This window comes from Bacillus sp. V3B (assembly GCF_024494465.1).
Taxonomy (GTDB): domain Bacteria; phylum Bacillota; class Bacilli; order Bacillales; family Cytobacillaceae; genus Bacillus_BD.
Genome location: NZ_JAETXM010000001.1, coordinates 74,627 through 93,796 on the forward strand (window position 1 = coordinate 74,627; position 19,170 = coordinate 93,796).

Here is a 19,170-nt window from a genome sequence, read left to right on the forward strand (position 1 = left end):
GCTATTATGGAGAAAAAGGTGCTTGTCGTCGATGATGAAAAGTCAATTCTGACATTACTTCAGTATAATTTGCAACAGGCAGGTTATGAAGTAATTACCGGAATGGATGGGGAAGAAGCAAAGAATATGGCGTTGCTGGAGAATCCAGATTTAATTGTGCTTGATTTAATGCTTCCAAAAATGGATGGCTTGGAGGTTTGTAAGCAACTTCGTCAGCAGAAAAATTTCATACCAATCTTAATGTTAACGGCAAAGGACGATGAATTTGATAAAGTACTGGGTCTTGAATTGGGCGCAGATGACTATATGACAAAACCGTTCAGCCCTCGAGAAGTAGTTGCACGTGTGAAGGCTATATTACGGAGAACACAAATTCAGAAGGATTCATCCGAACAAAGTCAGGAAAGTGGTACAGAGAACTTAATTATAAGTAATTTAACTATTTATCCAGAACAATATGAAGCTTACTTTGAGGAAACATTATTAGAATTGACGCCTAAGGAATTTGAATTATTACTATATTTAGCGAAGAATAAAGGTCGAGTATTAACTCGTGATCAACTATTAAGTGCTGTCTGGAATTATGACTTTGCTGGTGACACTCGAATAGTAGATGTCCATATTAGTCATTTGCGTGAAAAAATTGAGCGAAATACAAAAAAACCAGTTTATATTAAAACCATTAGAGGATTAGGGTACAAGCTTGAGGAGCCAAAAGGAGAATGATAAAGTTTCGGTCGAGACTTCTTTTTACGCTTATTACACTCCTCGTCATTGTTTTAATTGGACTTGGTATTATTTTAGGTCAGCTATTCAAAAATTATTATTTAAATAATTTTAACGAGCGTCTTGAAAAAGAGAGTATTCTTGTTGCTGCTTATGTAGAAGATGTTGGGGGAATTCAGGCGATTCGTCAGGACAGAATGATGCACTTCAGTCAGCAATTAAATGCAAGAATTTCAATTATAAATAGTGAGGGAATTGTTCATTACGATAGTGGAGAGATGGGCCAAATAAGTAACGAAGATTATGAAGATGTTATTAAAAGTATATCTGAAAATAAAATAAAATCTATAAATGAATACAAACTCATTAATGATTTACATTATTATTGGGAACCAATTTTAATTGAGGGAAAGAAAGAAGGGTTTGTTCTCTTAAGTACAAAAATGACAGAATTAAAAAAAGCATATTCACAGATCTGGTGGCTTTTAGCTGTTAGTTTTAGTTTTGCTTTTATTGTTATCTTAATTCTTGGTCGTAAAATAATGAATCGTTACACAAAACCGATTGAAAGAGCGACAAATGTTGCATTCGAATTAGCAAAAGGAAATTATCAAGCTCGAACGTATGAGGATCAAATCGGGGAAATAGGGATGTTGAATTCCTCTTTAAACATTTTAGCTCGTAATCTCCAAGATATGATGAAGGCACATGAAATGCAAAAGGATCGGCTTAGTACGCTTATTGAAAATATGGGAAGCGGTCTAATCCTCATTGATAGCCGTGGATATATTAATTTAATTAATCGTACATACAAGGAAATCTTTCAGGTGAAAACATCGGAGTATCTTTATAAGCTTTATTATGAGGTTATTCAACATCAAGAAATTAATAAAATCATTGAAGATATTTTTATGACTGAACAAAAAGTAAAAAAACAAATTGTTTTACCCTTTAAAATAGAAAGACGTCATTTTGAAGTATACGGAGTACCGATTATTGGAACAAATGATGTTTGGAAAGGGATTTTACTTGTTTTTCATGATATAACGGAGATAAAGAAATTGGAGCAAATGAGAAAAGACTTTGTTGCAAATGTGTCTCATGAGTTAAAGACTCCTGTTACTTCGATAAAAGGTTTTTCTGAAACTCTTTTAGAAGGAGCCATGGAAAATAGAGAAACGCTTGAAGCTTTTTTACATATCATTTTAAAAGAAAGCGATCGTCTTCAATCTTTAATTTATGACCTTCTTGAACTATCTAAAATAGAGAATGAAGGGTTCAGTTTATCGATACAATCGATCGATATCGTTGTTGCTATTGAAGATGCGATCAGAATTTTAGAAGGGAAGGCTAAGGAAAAAGAAATTAATATTCAGTTTGAAAATCATTCGAATGAATTAATTGTAGAAGCGGATATATATCGAATCAAGCAAGTTTTTATTAATATTATTTCCAATGCGGTCTCGTATACACCTCAGGGCGGAGATATCTGTATTCGAATGGAAGAAAATTCAAAAAATGTAGTTATTCATATAAAGGATACAGGAATGGGAATCGAAAAAGAAGAAATCCCACGAATATTTGAACGGTTCTATCGAGTAAATAAAGCGAGAGATCGAAATTCAGGTGGAACAGGACTAGGGCTTGCAATTGTTAAGCATTTAATGGAAGCTCATAAAGGAAAGGTAATCGTTGAAAGTAAAGTAGGAGAAGGTACAACATTCAGCATAGAACTACATAAAAAATTTCCTCGCAATTAATAGGCGGATGCTAAATATTTACATGATGTTAACATCACGTTTATGTTATCTTAACACTATGTTGTTAAGATGATTAATGAAATACCCCTTCATCCAAAGGAGCCAAATAAAAGAGACGGTAGCTAACTTTGCTATCGTCTCTTTTATTTAGTTCGAGATAGTGAAACCTTTTTAAGGTATAATCGTATTAGGAGTTATAGATTAGTAGAGGAAAGGATGAGGGCATGATAAGTCTAAAAAGAGTTTATATGATAGTGGCCGCTGTTTTCCTTATTATCGTATTGGGCTTAATTGCATTCACAAGCTGGTATACGGTAGATGAATCAGAACAGGCTGTAATTCTCACATTTGGTAAGGCCCAGGAAGGGACAACTGAACCGGGTCTACATTTTAAATTGCCATGGCCAATTCAAAGTGTGGAAAAGCTATCGAAAGAAACATTTAGCTTACAGTTTGGTTTTCAAGAGGAAAAAGGTGAAGTAAAGGAATTCCCTGCAGAAACCAAAATGATTACAGGTGATGAGAACATTGTTTTAGCTGATCTTGTTGTACAATGGAAAATTACTGAGCCAACAAAGTACTTGTACAACTCACTTGAACCAAAGGAAATATTATATGATGCAACAGCCTCTTCACTACGGAGTATTATTGGAAGTTCAAAGATTGATGATGCTTTAACATCAGGAAAAGCGGATATTGAAGCAAATGTAAGGGACTTATTATCTACCTTAATAAAAGAGTATGATATTGGAATTTCCATTTTAGCAGTTAAATTGCAAGATGTAGAACTTCCGAATGATGAAGTACGAAAGGCTTTTACAAATGTAACAGATGCTCGTGAGACAATGAATACTAAGATTAATGAAGCAAGAAAATATGAAAATCAACGAATGAATGAAGCTGAGGGTGAAAAAGCAGCGATTATTCTTAATGCAGAGGGAGATCGGGCAGAGCGTATTGAAAAAGCACGTGGTGAGGTAGCTGTGTTTGATAAACTGTATGAAGAGTATCGTACAAACTCAGCCATTACAAGAGAACGTCTGATCATTGAAACCATTGAACAAGTTCTTCCTAATGCTGAAGTGTATATTATGAACGATGATGGAAATACAATGAAATACTTCCCGATTCGCCCGCTTGAAACAAAAGTGGACGATACAAAGAAAGGAAGTGAAGACAATGGATGATTCAAAAGTCGTGAACATGAAAGACAAGGGTGGAAATAGTTTCAAATGGAGAGGCTATACGAAAATAGGAATCTTTCTTGTCTTATTACTTGCTCTTATTTTGTTTATCTTTGCGAACCTTTTTATTGTAAAAGAAGGGGAATATAAGGTTATTAGGCAGTTTGGAGAAGTAGTTCGTATCGTAGATGAACCAGGATTAAGCTATAAAATTCCATTTATTCAAAGTGTGACATCTCTACCGAAGTATCAAATGATCTATGATGTAAAAGAAGCTGAAATTAATACAAGAGATAAGAAAAGAATCATTATCGATAATTATGCGATTTGGAAAGTTGTTAATCCAAAGCAAATGATTAGCAATGCAAGAACGATTGAAAATGCAGAAAGTAGAATGGAAGAGTTTATTTACTCGGTCGTTCGTGCTGAGCTTGGACAATTGAATTATGACGAAATCATTAACGATGAAAAGTCATCAAGGGGTTCATTAAATGATAGAATCACCAATCAAGTGAATGAATATCTAGCAAATGATAAGTATGGAATTACTGTGACGGATGTTCGCATGAAAAGAACAGATCTACCAGAAGAAAATGAGCAATCCGTTTATACACGGATGATTTCAGAACGGGAATCAAAAGCACAAGAATATTTGTCCATGGGGGATGCGGAAAAGAATAAGATCACAGCCCAAACGGACAAAACGGTACAGGAAATGTTATCAACAGCACAGGCGGATGGAGAGACCATTCGAGGTGAGGGAGAAGCAGAGGCAGCGAAAGTCTATAATCAGTCCTATTCGAAAGATCCGGAGTTTTATTCTATATTCCGTACATTAGAATCTTATAAAAAGACGATAGATGGTGAAACGGTACTCATATTACCGTCGGATTCTCCGTATGCTCGTTTCTTAATGGGCAATACACAGTAATCTAATACGATCGTAACGCCGTTATTTTCCATTCCTTGTTTAATCATGATAAACTAAGGACAGGAAAATAACGGTTTTTTTCGCTTTTTTAATGGGCTTTGTTAAATCATTCTATCGATGTAGCAATACTCATTAATAGAGTCTTCTAATGAAATAGGGGTGTTAAATTTGTCAAAAAAATTATTGTTAATTGATGGAAATAGCGTTGCTTATCGGGCTTTTTTTGCTTTACCGCTCTTGCATAACGATAAAGGGATACATACGAATGCAATTTATGGATTTACGATGATGTTGATGAAAATTCTTGAGGAAGAGAAACCAACTCATATACTCGTGGCCTTTGATGCCGGAAAAACAACTTTTCGTCATAAAAGCTTTAGTGAATATAAAGGAGGTAGACAGAAGACACCACCTGAACTGTCAGAGCAATTCCCATTGATTCGTGAGTTGCTGGATGCTTATCGAATCTCAAGATATGAGTTAGAAAACTATGAGGCTGACGATATCATTGGTACCATGTCCTTACAAGCTGAAAAAGAGGGATATGAGGTAAAGGTCATTTCAGGTGATAAAGACTTAACACAGTTAAGCTCGTTACAAACAACAGTTGGAATTACTAGAAAGGGTATCACAGATATTGAAGAGTACACTCCTGTTCATATCGAAGAAAAATATGGTCTAGCACCTGAACAAATTATTGATATGAAGGGGTTAATGGGAGACAAATCAGATAATATCCCTGGTGTCCCTAGTGTAGGAGAGAAAACGGCTATTAAGCTTCTGAAGGAATTTCATACGCTAGAGGAGCTTTTAGCATCAATTGATAAAGTCAGTGGCAATAAATTAAAAGAAAAGCTTACAACGTATAAAGAGCAGGCAATCTTAAGTAAAGAGCTTGCAACAATCATGAGGGATGCTCCCGTGGAAGTTCAATTAGATGATATCTATTATGAAGGGTTTGAACAGGAAACGCTTAATCAATTATTTAAGGATCTTGGTTTTCATTCATTGTTGAATAAGATCGAAGAGGATCCTGCAAACAGAGAATCGAATGAGTTAGAAGATATTAAATTTGAACTCGTGGAAGAAGTAACGGAAGAGTTATTTTCTGAACAAAATGCTTTTTATGTGGAAGTTCTTGAGGATAATTACCATTATGCTGAAGTTGTAGGCTTTTCACTTGTGAATGAAAAAGGTCACTACTTTATTTCTACTAGCAAAGCAATTGAATCTCCTATTTTCAAAGCATGGGCAGAAGATGCTGAGAAGAAGAAGTCAGTTTATGATGCAAAGCGGTCTGAAGTGGCTCTTCGTCATCATGGAATCCATTTAAAAGGAATTACGTTTGATGTATTAATTGCTTCCTATATAGCGAATCCATCAGAAACCATTGAGGATGTGGCTTCAGTAGCAAAAAGATATGGGTTTTTTGCTATTCATTCAGATGAGGTTTTTTACGGAAAGGGAGCAAAACGAAGGATACCAGAGGAAAAAGAACTTGCTGATCATCTCCTCCGAAAAGCGTTAGTCCTCCATGATATAGAAGAAAAGCTGGAAGCTGAGTTAAAAGATAATCAACAGCTTGAATTATATTATGATCTTGAAATGCCACTTTCCTTTATTTTAGCTGATATGGAATCCCAAGGAGTAAAAGTGGACCGAGAACGTTTACGGGCAATGGGAGAAGAACTTAAGACTAGATTGAATGATTTTGAAGATAATATTTATACGTTAGCCGGTGAAACGTTTAATATTAATTCCCCAAAACAGCTTGGGGTCATATTGTTTGAAAAACTCGGGTTACCAGCGATCAAAAAAACAAAAACAGGTTATTCCACTTCAGCGGATGTATTGGAAAAATTAGAAAATGACCATGAAATTATTAGACAAATTCTTCACTTTCGTCAACTAGGGAAATTACAATCAACCTATATTGAAGGTTTACTAAAGGTGATTCATCCAGAGTCAGATAAAGTTCATACCATCTTTAATCAGACTCTGACTCAAACGGGGCGTTTAAGTTCAACAGATCCAAACTTGCAAAATATCCCGATCCGTTTAGAGGAAGGAAGAAAAATTCGTCAAGCATTTATTCCATCTGAAGAAGGTTGGCTCATTTTTGCAGCCGATTATTCGCAAATTGAATTACGTGTACTTGCACATATTGCTGGGGATGAAAAGTTGATTGAGGCTTTTAAAGAGGGGATGGATATTCATACAAAAACGGCGATGGAAGTCTTTCATGTGAAGAAAGAAGAAGTAACCTCTAATATGCGTCGCCATGCGAAAGCAGTCAATTTTGGTATTGTGTATGGAATTAGTGATTATGGACTAAGCCAAAGCCTTAGGATTACAAGGAAGGAAGCCGGCCATTTTATTAATCGTTATTTGGAAAGCTATCCCGGGGTAAAGGAATATATGGATGATATCGTTGCAGATGCAAAGCAAAAGGGATACGTATCAACATTAATGCACCGTCGTAGATATCTTCCTGAGATTACAAGTCGTAATTTCAATTTACGTAGTTTTGCAGAACGAACAGCGATGAATACACCCATACAAGGAAGTGCCGCTGATATTATAAAGAAAGCCATGATCGATATGGCAGACCGACTTACAGTAGAAGGATTGAAAACTCGTCTTTTGTTACAAGTGCATGATGAATTGATTTTTGAAGCACCGCCAGAGGAAATTGAGGCGCTACAGGTTATTGTTCCAGATGTTATGGAAAATGCCATTGAATTAAAAGTACCGCTAAAAGTTGATTATTCGTACGGTCCAACTTGGTTTGATGCAAAGTAGCGGTGTCAGGCACCATGAAAAGACAAAAGACTTATCTTTGTCCATTGGTAGTGGACATTTATTTAATAAAGGAGGGGGCTTATGCCAGAGCTTCCAGAAGTAGAGACAATTAGACGAACATTGAAGGAGCTCGTTCTCCATAAACAAATTCAATCAGTTTCCATTTATTGGACTAAAATAATAAAAAAGCCATTGGAAGTCGAGCAATTTTCAGATGCTCTAGTGGGACAGACAATCCTCGATATTAAGCGAAGAGGGAAATTTCTCCTTTTTTATACGGAAATCTATGCACTCGTATCCCACTTAAGGATGGAAGGGAAATATGCTCTTTCTGGATCCAATGAACCGGTCGATAAGCACACGCATGTTATTTTCCATTTTACGGATGGTACCGAACTTCGTTACCGTGATGTTCGTAAATTTGGAACGATGCATCTTTTTAAAAAAGGGGATGAATTTTCCACACCTCCTTTATCCTTACTCGGTCCAGAGCCACTAGATGATACATTTGATATTGGTCAGTTTTCTGCCAAACTAGCAAATAAGAGACGTAACATAAAATCAGTATTGCTTGATCAAACCGTTGTTGTTGGGATCGGAAATATTTATGTAGATGAAGCGTTATTTAAAGCTCGGATTCATCCAGAACGAATGGCTGAGTCGCTTACACAACCAGAGGTGCGAACCCTCTACGAGCAAATTGTTGATACTCTATCAGAGGCCGTTAAAAAAGGAGGCAGTACGGTTCGGTCTTACGTTAATTCACAAGGACAAATGGGAATGTTTCAGCTTGAGCATAATGTATATGGCCGAAAAGGAGAAGATTGTAAAGTTTGTGGAACTTCATTAGTGAAAATTGTAGTGGGTGGGCGTGGGACAGTCTTTTGTCCAAGTTGTCAAAAACAATAACAGGGAAGACCATACGCCGGATAATAAAAAAATAATTGGTTAACAGTGGAAGGGCTCCTTTCATAAACTATTCTAGTGGTTTATGAGGGAAGGAGCCTAATCAATCCAATGGTAAACATACTTTCGCTTGTATTGTTAGCTTTGGCTGTAAGCTTGGATAGCTTTAGTGTGGGATTCACATATGGACTAAGGAAAATGCGAATTCCTTTTAAGTCGATCGCCATTATTGCCTGCTGCTCAGCTGCAACCTTGATGGTTGCTATGCTTTTAGGGCATTTACTAGAACAATTTATGTCACCAGCATTCGCTGAAAAAATTGGTGGGGTCATTTTAATTGCTCTAGGAGCTTGGGTCATTTACCAATTTTTTCATCCAGAAAAAGAAAAAGGTCAACTGCCCCACGAAAAAGTCATTATCAATTTTGAAATTAAATCACTTGGAATTGTGATTAATATTCTGAAAAAGCCAATGGTTGCTGATTTTGATAAATCGGGGACTATTACAGGGGTTGAGGCCTTCATGCTGGGTCTGGCACTTTCTCTAGATGCTTTTGGAGCAGGTGTAGGGGCTGTGATGCTCGGATTTTCACCGATATATTTAGCTATTGCAGTGGCTGTATTAAGTTCAGGACTGGTGTTTTTAGGAATTAAGTTGGGGACTTCTTTATCACAAAAAGCATGGCTGCAAAGGTTTTCGTTTATCCCAGGAATCGTCCTCATTATTATTGGAATATGGAAAATTTAGTTCATTTAACGAAAGGGATTTAGATATGGAAATGACTATAGGATTAACAGGTGGTATCGCAAGCGGGAAAAGCACAGTTTCAGAGATGCTGAAAAATTTAGGAATTCCCGTCATTGATGCTGATATTGAAGCAAGACTTGCTGTCGAGCAAGGTGAAGAGGCATATGATCAAATCGTAAACCATTTTGGGAAATCCATTCTTTATGAAAATAGCTCCATTAATCGTACTCGGTTGGGAGAGATAATATTTAATAATGAAGAGGAAAGAACGGTCTTAAATGGAATTGTTCATCCCGCAGTTCGAAAAAGAATGGTTGAAAAACAAGTAGCACTACAAAGTAAAGGAGAATCGATGATCGTCATGGATATTCCCCTTTTGTTTGAAAGTAATTTAAGAAGTACAGTGGATCGAACCCTACTCGTTTATGTGGACGAGGAAGTTCAATTACGGCGGTTGATGAAAAGAAATAACTATACGAAAGAAGAAGCATTTGCAAGAATTCATTCGCAAATGCCGTTAATAGAAAAGAAAAAGTTAGCGGATGCAGTAATAGATAATAATGGATCTATTCAACAAACAGAATTACAATTAAATAACATTCTCAAGCAATGGGGATACAGTAAAGGGGCGTAAAAGCCTCTTTTTGTATTTAGGATGCTTTTTCTTTGTTTTTTAATGAAAATCCGACTTGAACTATATGAAAGTTATAAAATGTTTTAGAAATTGTACTTTAGACCATCACAAATGAACACTAATGTGTTATACTAATTGTATATGAGGTTGTATATGAGTATAACATTATTGTGGAAGGGGCCTGAGTATGAAGGCGAAAATAGCAATTAATGGATTTGGAAGAATCGGAAGAATGGTATTTAGAAAAGCAATCCTAGAGGAAAATCTTGAAATTATAGCCATTAATGCAAGCTATCCAGCAGAGACACTTGCTCATTTAATAAAGTATGACACAAATCATGGGATATTTGCTGGTGAGGTAAAAGCCGATCAGGATGCGATCGTTGTAAATGGCAAACGTGTTCAATTATTAAGTAGCCGTAATCCGGAAGAGCTACCGTGGAAAGAATTAGAAATAGATATTGTCATCGAAGCAACTGGAAAGTTTAATTCTCGTGAAAAAGCTGCATTGCATCTAAATGCAGGAGCGAAAAAGGTGATACTAACTGCTCCTGGAAAGAATGAAGACGTTACCATTGTAATGGGCGTTAATCAAGAGGTTTTAAATATTTCGGAGCATGATGTCATTTCTAATGCTTCATGTACAACAAATTGTTTAGCACCTGTTGCTAAAGTACTTGATGAGAAGTTTGGTATTGAAAATGGATTAATGACAACAGTACATGCCTATACGAATGATCAAAAGAATATTGATAATCCTCACAAAGATTTAAGAAGAGCTCGGGCATGTGGTCAGTCTATTATTCCTACTTCAACTGGAGCGGCTAAAGCTTTATCGCTTGTACTGCCACAGTTAAAAGGAAAGCTCCATGGCATGTCTCTACGAGTACCAACACCAAATGTTTCATTAGTTGATTTAGTCGTTGATCTAAAGCAGAAAGTAACAATTGATGACATCAATCATGTTTTTAATGAAGCAGCTAAAAATGAATTAAAAGGGATTTTAGATATCACGGATGAGCCTTTAGTTTCCATTGATTTTAATACAAATGAGCATTCAGCTATTATTGACGGTTTGTCCACCATGGTGATTGGTTCGAATAAAGTAAAAGTTCTAGCGTGGTATGATAACGAATGGGGTTACTCTTGTCGCGTAGTTGATTTAACGAAATACGTTGCACAAGAATTATTTCAATCATCTATTGTAAATGCCGGCTAGTTAATAGTTTACCAGATAATCACAAAGGGATTACCTTTTTTGGGTAATCCTTTTTTGTGTGTAATAAATATAATAGTCAGTAACGTTGTTACTGGGTGTACTTCTAAATAAAAGTCTAATTTTGTAAATGAAATATGTAAGAGACTTATTGCAAAAGAAATATAAACAAAGTATACTAGTCATCGTGAACTTCTTCTAAGACTGATCGTTATGTAGCTACTTAAAGGGTTAGGACCTCTCTGGACTAACTTTCCCCCGTGGTAGTTATATCAGTTAGAGAATAATAAAGTTTAAAGGGGGAAATTTGAATATGGAAACAATGGGTCGTCACGTAATCTCTGAATTATGGGGTTGTGATTTTGAAAAACTAAATGATGTAGTACAAATTGAGCAAATCTTTGTTGGTGCTGCTCTTAAATCAGGTGCGGAGATTCGCGAGGTTGCTTTTCATAAATTTGCACCACAAGGCGTTAGCGGTGTTGTTATTATTTCAGAATCACATTTAACTATCCACAGCTTTCCAGAGCACGGATATGCGAGTATTGATGTCTATACATGTGGTGATCTAGATCCTAATATTGCTGCTGACTATATTGCAGAAGCATTAAATGCTGAAACAAGAGAAAATATAGAAATTCCACGTGGTATGGGTCCTGTTCGAGTTAATCAATCAAGAGCAAAAATTTTATAATCGCAAACGTTTAAAATTTGGAGATGTGGAGATGCTACATCTCTTTTTATTATATAAAAATTTATAACTTCTCTGAACTAAGATAGTGGTCTAGCTCCAGGTAACATCGGCTCGAGGTCACAAGTCCAGCCTCTCAGAAAGGTAAAAAACACCTTTCCATGAGGCTCGCCTCGTGCTTGTTGCCGATAGGCAGGCACCTTGCGCTTTTCTGATATAAAAAAGCTTATTTGGAAAAATCATTTCATTAATGACTTGTACTAGAGTGTTCTTTTTAATAAGATAGTAAATAGGAAATTAAAGTCGGAGCTGATTGTATGAAATGTCCTTCATGCCAAGATAATAATTCTCGTGTTGTCGATTCTCGTCCTATTGATGACGGACGATCCATTCGGCGCAGAAGAGAATGCGAAAAATGCGCTTATCGTTTTACGACCTTTGAGAAAGTAGAAGAGAGCCCGCTTGTTGTTGTGAAAAAAGAAGGAACGAGAGAAGAGTTCAGTCGTGAGAAAATGTTGCGTGGCTTAATTAAAGCATGTGAAAAACGCCCCGTTGCTCTAAAACAATTAGAAGATATCACTTCAGATATTGAAAAGGAGTTACGCAATCAAGGGGGTTCAGAAATAAACAGTGAAGACATTGGTGAACTGGTGATGGATAGACTTGCAAAAGTGGACGAAGTGGCCTATGTTCGTTTTGCTTCAGTCTATCGCCAGTTTAAAGACATTAATGTGTTTATTGAAGAATTAAAAGAATTAATAAAAAAAGAGTAATCTTGAATTATAAGAAAGTATGCCTTTTTTTATTAAGATAGTGATCTAGCTACAGCGCCTACCCCCTCGAGGTCAAAAGCTTGTCTAGTGTCGGCTCCTAGGGACTCGAGTCATAAGTCGATCCGTCAAGAAGGTTAAAGAACAATCTTCCTGCCGGCTCGTCTCATGCTTGTCGTCCCTGGGTAGTCGCCTATACATTTCGATCAATCCTTCCAGAAAGGTAAAGAACACACCTTTCCGTAAGGTGTGCTATGCCCGAGGCTGAGCAAGGCGCTTTCGCTTTTCTTGATGAGCTGAGGAGTTTTCTTTAGCTCTTTTTTCAACGAGTCAGTACATAATTGAGTATCGCTCTATTTTTGAAATTTAGATATTTATCTAGTTCCAGCGCCTACCCCCTCGAGGTCAAAAGCTTGTCTAGTGTCGTCCCTGGGCAGTTGCCTATACATTTCGATCAATCCTCCCAGAAAGGTAAAGAACACCTTTCCGTAAGGCTCGTCTTGTGCTATGCCCGAGGCTGAACAAGACGCTTGTACTTTTAGAATAGAAAGGTTGATTATCATGACTTCACATTGGCAAAAGCTTGTACCTGTTGATCAATATATCGTTGCTGCCAATGGCCTTTTACATGATTATGATCGAAAAATCCTCGTTTTTTTATATCAACCACTTATTGGTAGCAGATGTTTAAGTTTGTATATGACTTTGTGGGCAGAGATGGAAGAAAATCGTCTTTGGTCAGAAACTCATTCACATCATAGTTTAATGAATTTTATGGATATGAATTTAAAAGAAATATATGAAGCCCGTTTAAAACTTGAGGGAATGGGACTATTAAAAACATTTGTCAAGGAAAGTGAGGAGCACCGGTCATTTGTATACGAACTGCAGCCTCCTCTCACGCCTGAGCAATTCTTATCAGACGGGATGCTCAATATTTATCTGTATCGTAAAATTGGAAAAACACAGTTTGCGAGAGTAAAGCGCTTCTTTAGTGAGAAAGCTGTGCAGGATTCAGAATTTAAACAAGTGACGAAGGCTTTTCAAGATGTCTTTTCTACAGCTCATCCAAGCATGTTTTCCTATGATGAAGAAACAAAACAAGATATTTCAGAATCAGAGAATGAACGTTTTATTGGTCGTCTCGAGCCTAAGGGTATAAAAGCTGGAGTGAGTGACTTTAACTTTGAGTTGCTTTTAGCTGGTTTACATGAAAGTTTAATTAGTAAAGATGCCTTTACGAATCAAGTAAAGGAAGTCGTGAGTAGCCTAGCATTTTTATATGGAATTGATGATCCAATTCAGATGAAAAAGATTGTTCTTCGTGCAGTAAATCAGGATGGTAAAATTGATATAGAGGAACTAAGAAAAGCAGCTCGTGACTGGTATCAATTGGAACATTATGATAAATTACCATCTCTTATTGAAAAAACACAGCCAGCTATCTATCAAACAGTCAATCAAGAGCCTGAGACACAAGAAGATAAACTAATTCATTATTTTGAAACCACTTCCCCGTTACGATACTTAAGAGATATGGGTGGTGGTTCAGAACCTTCGAAGGCGGATGTGAAAATTATTGAAGATGTCCTATTTCAACAAAAACTGAATCCAGGTGTAGTCAATGTATTAATCGATAATGTGATGCGAAAGACGGACATGAAACTTACTCAGAATTACGTAGAGAAAATTGCTAGTCATTGGGCAAGGAAAAATATTCGAACAGTCAAAGAAGCAATGGAATTGGCTAAAATGGAACATCGCCAATATGCTGAATGGGCTGAAGGGAAAAAGACAACGAAGCAGTCAAATTATAAAAAGAAACCGGTTCGAACAGAAGTGTTGCCAGATTGGTTTGATGATAAAGAGAAAAATGAAAAAACTACACCAAGCAAGAAAATTACATCAAGTAAGCAAGGTGATAAGCAAGATCTCAAAAAACAGGAAATTGAAGCGATGTTAAAAAAATTACGTTCATAGGAGGTGTAGGACATGGAAAGGATAAATGATACATTAAAACGTTTAGCGGGCAACGAAAATTTCCAGAAAAAGTATGAGGAAATGAGACAAGAAATTTTAAAGAATGAGGAAGTGCATTCATTTCTTCTTGAACATAAGGATGAATTGACGTCAGATATGATTGAGAAAAATTTAATGAAACTGCATGAATATGCTAACCAGAGTAAGAAGTGTGATAAATGTCCGAGTCTAGGTGGTTGCATTAACTTGATGCAAGGGTATAACCCAGAATTATTGATCTCAAGAGGATCGATTGAAATTCATTATGATAAATGTCCACGAAAAGTAATGGAAGATGAGAAAAAGAAAAACGAAAAGCTCATTCAGAGTCTTTATGTGCCAAAAGATATTTTACGGGCCTCCTTTTATGAGATGGAAAAGGATGAAGAAAGAACGGATGCAATTCAAAAAGCACTTTCTTTTGTATTGAATTATAAAGAAGATGCTGTGAATAAAGGTCTCTATTTCTATGGTCAATTTGGCGTTGGGAAATCGTATCTTCTCGGTGCAGTTGCAAACGAATTAGCAGAAAAAAAGATTCCTTCGATGATTGTATATGTCCCTGAATTGTTCAGGGAGTTAAAAAGTTCAATTGGAGATTCGACTTTGAATGAAAAATTAGAAGCAATCAAAAAACAACCTATATTAATGCTCGACGACATTGGTGCTGAAACGATGTCGAGCTGGGTGAGAGATGAGATTCTTGGTCCTATCTTACAATTCAGGATGCTTGATAATTTACCAACATTTTTTACTTCGAATTATGATTTCGAGGGTCTTGAGCACCACCTTACCTATAGTCAACGTGGTGAAGAAGAAAAATTAAAAGCTCGTCGTATTATGGAGCGAATTAAATATTTATCTGAACCTGTCCGAGTGTCAGGAAAAAATAGAAGGAATTAATCAACTGTATATCTGCAGTTGATTTTTATTTTTAAGGTTGTGTTAAAGGGTATTTTTGATAAAAGGTCTTTGGTGTATGCAACCATGTGTTTTATTCAGAATGAATAATGTAATGGGCGCGTACACCAAAGTCTATTTGATCATCAATACTATTATTTAACACAGCCATTTTTAAAAATAATTGTTAAGAGAGTTATACATTCTATGCTTTTTTTTTAGGACCTGATTCTAATTTGGCCGAGACCTCCATATATATAAAGCAGAGATAGGTAAGGGGGGATTTGGTTGATTGAAATCCATTTCCAGCAGAAAGAAGATGCAAAGAGAATGTACTTATTTTTACAACAACAATCACTAAATTATGAGTCACTGAACAAAAATATTCTTCATTATGAAGATTCTCATATAGTTCAATGCAGCAATAAGGATGGTTCTACCTCTATAAAGGAGAATGAATGGGTTAAAGGGGTGAAAAAAGCTCTTTTCCAATTTATTATGACCATCAAACTGAATGATTGGCTAAGGCATATTCTTTCACATCATTATCATTATCGTGATGAAGATGAGCAAGAGCAAATCATTGAGATTGTTCATTCTGTATTAGATGGGAAGCTTGAAGAATTAACCGTATTCTTACCAAAAATGGACATAAAAGAACATCTAGCCATAAGGGTTAACGATTGGTTTCAAGAGAAAACGACTTTTTCCTTTGATTCCTTTGTGACATTTCGGCTTCGTTCTTTTATGAATGAATTAAAGAAATACGTGGAACTATCCTTGGATGAATATAAAATGGAGCAGGAATATCAAATGTTTATTCAAACTTTAAGGGATTTTTTACTAGATAGGGAACCAAAAATGAATCAACTTCATTTGTTGTTTTCTGATGTGGTTACGTTTTTCGATGAAAACTTTATGGAAATTAAACGGGGAGAGCTTGCGAAAATGGTTGATCGGAAACTATTGATCAATCACCCGGTTTATATTGATTCTGTAACAATTGCTCCTTTGCTTTCCATTGCACCTAAACAGATTTATATCTATTCAGATGACCCTGAGCAGCCAATTATCCGAACCATTCGAAATATTTTCGAAGAAAGGTTAATTAGTAGATCCATCCACTCTTTTATTGACTATAAAAATTTGTCCTTATCTTCCGTTGACGAAAAAGCATAAAAGACCTTGATTTCTAATTCATTAATTACTATAATACGTACATAAGAATTTAACATGAAATGTAATGATGAGGACAAGGGTACTCTTTTACGGTTTATAGAGAGGGAAGGCATGGCTGAAACCTTCCTAACACGGATTGATTACTTACCACCTCTAAACTTCAACCGGGAAAAAACGAAGAAAATTCGTTCTAGTATCGGAAGACGGAACACAACCGTTATCTTGCTACGAAGTCATTTTTACTAGAGTTAAAAATGAAAAGTAGGGTGGAACCACGTGTCTAACAGCTCGTCCCTTTTTTAGGGATGGGCTTTTTATTTTGCACTATAGGATTATATTAGGAGGAATAACCATGTCAGAAGTTGTAAAAATTTCGTTTCCAGATGGAGCTGTGAAGGAGTTTCCAAAGGGGACGACAACAGAAGATATTGCCGGTTCTATTAGTTCAGGTCTGAAGAAAAAGGCTTTAGCTGGAAAATTAAACGGTGAAATGTATGACTTAAAACGCCCAATTGAAGCAGATGGTGGAATTGAAATTATTACACAAGATAAACCAGAGGCATTAGAAATATTACGCCACAGCAGTGCTCATCTAATGGCACAAGCTATTAAACGTCTTTATAAAGATGTAAAGTTAGGTGTTGGCCCTGTTATAGAGGGTGGATTCTATTATGATATTGATATGTCTGAGTCTTTAACACCTGAAGATTTACCATTGATTGAAAAAGAAATGAAAAAAATCATGAACGAAAATATTCCTGTTGTTCGCAAAGAGGTTAGCCGTTCTGAAGCAGTTCAGATCTTTAAAGAAATTGATGATGAATATAAGCTTGAACTGATTGAAGCCATTCCAGAAGATGAAACAGTAACGATTTATGAACAAGGTGATTTCTTTGATCTATGTCGTGGTGTACACGTACCATCAACAGGTAAGCTAAGAGAAATTAAGCTCTTAAGCATTGCGGGTGCCTACTGGCGTGGAAATAGTGATAATAAAATGTTACAACGTATTTATGGAACAGCATTCTTTAAGAAAGAAGATTTAGCAGAACATTTACGCTTATTGGAAGAAGCAAAAGAGCGTGATCATCGTAAAATCGGGAAGGAGTTAAGTCTGTTTACCACTTCACAAAAAGTAGGACAAGGCTTACCATTGTGGCTTCCTAAAGGAGCGACCATTCGTCGCATTGTGGAACGGTATATTGTCGATAAAGAACTACGCTTAGGCTATGATCATGTGTATACACCAATCATGGGAAGTGTTGATCTTTATAAAACGTCTGGTCACTGGGATCACTATCAAGAAGATATGTTCCCTGTCATGGATATGGATAATGAACAACTCGTTCTTCGTCCAATGAACTGTCCACATCATATGATGGTCTATAGAAATGCCATTCACAGCTACCGTGAGTTACCCATTCGTATTGCTGAACTTGGAACGATGCATCGCTATGAAATGTCAGGGGCTCTATCAGGCTTACAACGTGTCCGTGGAATGACATTAAATGATGCTCATCTTTTTGTTCGTCCAGATCAAATTAAAGATGAATTTAAGCGTGTTGTTGAATTAATTTTAGATGTATATAAAGACTTTGATTTTAAAGACTACTCATTCCGTTTGTCCTATCGTGATCCTGAAAATACAGAAAAATATTTTGATGATGACGAGATGTGGAACAAAGCACAAAGTATGCTGAAAGAAGTTATGGATGAAATGGATGTTGAGTACTTTGAAGCAGACGGCGAAGCGGCCTTTTATGGACCAAAGCTTGATGTTCAAGTAAAAACAGCCTTAGGCAAAGAGGAGACTCTTTCTACTGTTCAACTAGACTTCTTGCTTCCTGAGCGTTTTGATCTTACTTATGTAGGAGAAGATGGTAAACAGCATCGACCTGTCGTTATCCACCGCGGTGTTGTGTCAACAATGGAACGTTTTGTTGCCTTCTTGATTGAAGAATATAAAGGAGCATTCCCAACTTGGTTGGCGCCTGTCCAAGTTCAAGTGATCCCTGTATCTCCTGATATTCATTTTGATTATGCGAAAAAAGTGAAAGAACAACTGAAAGCTGAAGGATTCCGAGTTGAATTGGATGATCGTAATGAAAAAATGGGTTATAAAATTCGTGAAGCACAAATGCAAAAGGTCCCGTATATGCTAGTTGTTGGTGATCAAGAAGTAACCGATGAAGCAGTAAATGTACGTAAATATGGTGAAAAAAAATCAGAAACGGTTCCATTTGTGAACTTCCTTAGCGGCCTTCAAGAAGAAGTAAAAAAGTAAACATATAGAGAATAATTGGTGATTGATCGATCTTTTTTACATTTTATTAATTGTATACGAAAAGAATGGTAATAATAGGGTAAAAAAAACTATTGCACGAATTGAATATCTTTGTTAAGCTATTAATCGTTGCGAGGAAAGTAATTTATATCTTTGACATACCAATATCATTTGTGATATAGTAAAGCAGTTGAAATTGAATACGAGTTTTAAGGATAAGAAGAAGCACCCGCTTCTCACCTGATTGACGCACTAGGCTGTTAACAGGTTTACGAAATCTTTTTAAGTTAAGTTATTAACGTTTCGTAAAGTGTGGGTGTTAACACCCACACTTTTTTGTTTGGTTTCTGTGGACAAGATCAGGTGATTCTTGACCTAAACATTGTATTCAGATAAAACCTTGGAGGTGTTTTGCTATTAG

The 19,170-nt window shown here is 36.3% G+C and carries 15 protein-coding genes and 2 other annotated features; all 15 genes read left to right on the top strand.

Going from position 1 to position 19,170, the window contains the following annotated elements:
• Positions 1-6 precede the first annotated feature (6 nt).
• The 15 genes from JMM81_RS00400 (at position 7) to thrS (ending at position 18,749) form a co-directional block, all read left to right on the top strand.
• Positions 7-726, top strand: a complete 720-nt coding sequence (locus JMM81_RS00400) for a response regulator transcription factor (protein WP_256239532.1) — start codon at positions 7-9, stop codon at positions 724-726.
• Positions 723-2,486 carry a two-component system histidine kinase PnpS gene (gene pnpS / locus JMM81_RS00405; RefSeq protein ID WP_256239533.1) on the top strand — a complete coding sequence of 588 codons (1,764 nt, stop codon included), beginning with the start codon at positions 723-725 and terminating at the stop codon, positions 2,484-2,486. The genes JMM81_RS00400 and pnpS overlap by 4 nt, the downstream gene beginning before the upstream one ends.
• Before the next feature lie 224 nt (positions 2,487-2,710).
• A complete protein-coding gene (gene hflK / locus JMM81_RS00410; RefSeq protein ID WP_256239534.1) occupies positions 2,711-3,673 on the top strand; it encodes an FtsH protease activity modulator HflK in 963 nt (320 codons plus the stop codon).
• A complete protein-coding gene (gene hflC / locus JMM81_RS00415; protein WP_256239535.1) occupies positions 3,666-4,601 on the top strand; it encodes a protease modulator HflC in 936 nt (311 codons plus the stop codon). Before hflK ends, hflC begins: the two co-directional genes overlap by 8 nt.
• 168 nt (positions 4,602-4,769) lie before the next feature.
• Positions 4,770-7,403, top strand: a complete 2,634-nt coding sequence (gene polA, locus JMM81_RS00420) for a DNA polymerase I (RefSeq protein ID WP_256239536.1) — start codon at positions 4,770-4,772, stop codon at positions 7,401-7,403.
• Positions 7,404-7,484: 81 nt separating this feature from the next.
• Positions 7,485-8,312, top strand: coding sequence for a DNA-formamidopyrimidine glycosylase (mutM, locus tag JMM81_RS00425; protein WP_256239537.1), 828 nt, complete (start codon positions 7,485-7,487; stop codon positions 8,310-8,312).
• Between the two features lie 108 nt (positions 8,313-8,420).
• Positions 8,421-9,056, top strand: coding sequence for a sporulation membrane protein YtaF (ytaF, locus tag JMM81_RS00430; protein WP_256239538.1), 636 nt, complete (start codon positions 8,421-8,423; stop codon positions 9,054-9,056).
• A gap of 25 nt (positions 9,057-9,081) precedes the next feature.
• Complete coding sequence (coaE, locus tag JMM81_RS00435) at positions 9,082-9,690, top strand: dephospho-CoA kinase (RefSeq protein WP_256239539.1); 609 nt, start codon at positions 9,082-9,084, stop codon at positions 9,688-9,690.
• Positions 9,691-9,877: 187 nt separating this feature from the next.
• The gene (locus JMM81_RS00440) at positions 9,878-10,909 is read left to right on the top strand and encodes a glyceraldehyde-3-phosphate dehydrogenase (RefSeq protein ID WP_256239540.1); all 1,032 of its coding nucleotides are present in this window, start codon (positions 9,878-9,880) and stop codon (positions 10,907-10,909) included.
• A 310-nt stretch (positions 10,910-11,219) separates the two neighbouring features.
• Positions 11,220-11,600 carry an adenosylmethionine decarboxylase gene (gene speD, locus JMM81_RS00445; RefSeq protein WP_256239541.1) on the top strand — a complete coding sequence of 127 codons (381 nt, stop codon included), beginning with the start codon at positions 11,220-11,222 and terminating at the stop codon, positions 11,598-11,600.
• A gap of 314 nt (positions 11,601-11,914) precedes the next feature.
• Positions 11,915-12,370, top strand: a complete 456-nt coding sequence (gene nrdR / locus JMM81_RS00450; RefSeq protein WP_256239542.1) for a transcriptional regulator NrdR — start codon at positions 11,915-11,917, stop codon at positions 12,368-12,370.
• Between the two features lie 558 nt (positions 12,371-12,928).
• The gene (locus tag JMM81_RS00455; RefSeq protein ID WP_256239543.1) at positions 12,929-14,347 is read left to right on the top strand and encodes a replication initiation and membrane attachment family protein; all 1,419 of its coding nucleotides are present in this window, start codon (positions 12,929-12,931) and stop codon (positions 14,345-14,347) included.
• 12 nt (positions 14,348-14,359) lie between these two features.
• Positions 14,360-15,289 (top strand): primosomal protein DnaI, encoded by a 930-nt coding sequence (dnaI, locus tag JMM81_RS00460; protein WP_256239544.1) that lies wholly within the window; start codon positions 14,360-14,362, stop codon positions 15,287-15,289.
• Positions 15,290-15,574: 285 nt separating this feature from the next.
• Entirely contained in the window at positions 15,575-16,465 is an 891-nt protein-coding gene (gene ytxC, locus JMM81_RS00465; RefSeq protein WP_256239545.1) for a putative sporulation protein YtxC, read from the top strand.
• Positions 16,466-16,520: 55 nt separating this feature from the next.
• Positions 16,521-16,764, top strand: a binding site (T-box leader).
• A 53-nt stretch (positions 16,765-16,817) separates the two neighbouring features.
• Complete coding sequence (gene thrS, locus JMM81_RS00470) at positions 16,818-18,749, top strand: threonine--tRNA ligase (RefSeq protein WP_256239546.1); 1,932 nt, start codon at positions 16,818-16,820, stop codon at positions 18,747-18,749.
• A gap of 211 nt (positions 18,750-18,960) precedes the next feature.
• Positions 18,961-19,093 (top strand) — a sequence feature (ribosomal protein L20 leader region).
• Positions 19,094-19,170: the final 77 nt, after the last annotated feature.

Excerpts from the sequence above, each read along its gene's own strand:
- JMM81_RS00400 (WP_256239532.1), top strand. The coding sequence starts at position 7 with ATGGAGAAAAAGGTGCTTGTCGTCGATGATGAAAAGTCAATTCTGACA.
- pnpS (WP_256239533.1), top strand. The coding sequence starts at position 723 with ATGATAAAGTTTCGGTCGAGACTTCTTTTTACGCTTATTACACTCCTC.
- hflK (WP_256239534.1), top strand. The coding sequence starts at position 2,711 with ATGATAAGTCTAAAAAGAGTTTATATGATAGTGGCCGCTGTTTTCCTT.
- hflC (WP_256239535.1), top strand. The coding sequence starts at position 3,666 with ATGGATGATTCAAAAGTCGTGAACATGAAAGACAAGGGTGGAAATAGT.
- mutM (WP_256239537.1), top strand. The coding sequence starts at position 7,485 with ATGCCAGAGCTTCCAGAAGTAGAGACAATTAGACGAACATTGAAGGAG.
- ytaF (WP_256239538.1), top strand. The coding sequence starts at position 8,421 with ATGGTAAACATACTTTCGCTTGTATTGTTAGCTTTGGCTGTAAGCTTG.
- coaE (WP_256239539.1), top strand. The coding sequence starts at position 9,082 with ATGGAAATGACTATAGGATTAACAGGTGGTATCGCAAGCGGGAAAAGC.
- JMM81_RS00440 (WP_256239540.1), top strand. The coding sequence starts at position 9,878 with ATGAAGGCGAAAATAGCAATTAATGGATTTGGAAGAATCGGAAGAATG.
- speD (WP_256239541.1), top strand. The coding sequence starts at position 11,220 with ATGGAAACAATGGGTCGTCACGTAATCTCTGAATTATGGGGTTGTGAT.
- nrdR (WP_256239542.1), top strand. The coding sequence starts at position 11,915 with ATGAAATGTCCTTCATGCCAAGATAATAATTCTCGTGTTGTCGATTCT.
- JMM81_RS00455 (WP_256239543.1), top strand. The coding sequence starts at position 12,929 with ATGACTTCACATTGGCAAAAGCTTGTACCTGTTGATCAATATATCGTT.
- dnaI (WP_256239544.1), top strand. The coding sequence starts at position 14,360 with ATGGAAAGGATAAATGATACATTAAAACGTTTAGCGGGCAACGAAAAT.
- thrS (WP_256239546.1), top strand. The coding sequence starts at position 16,818 with ATGTCAGAAGTTGTAAAAATTTCGTTTCCAGATGGAGCTGTGAAGGAG.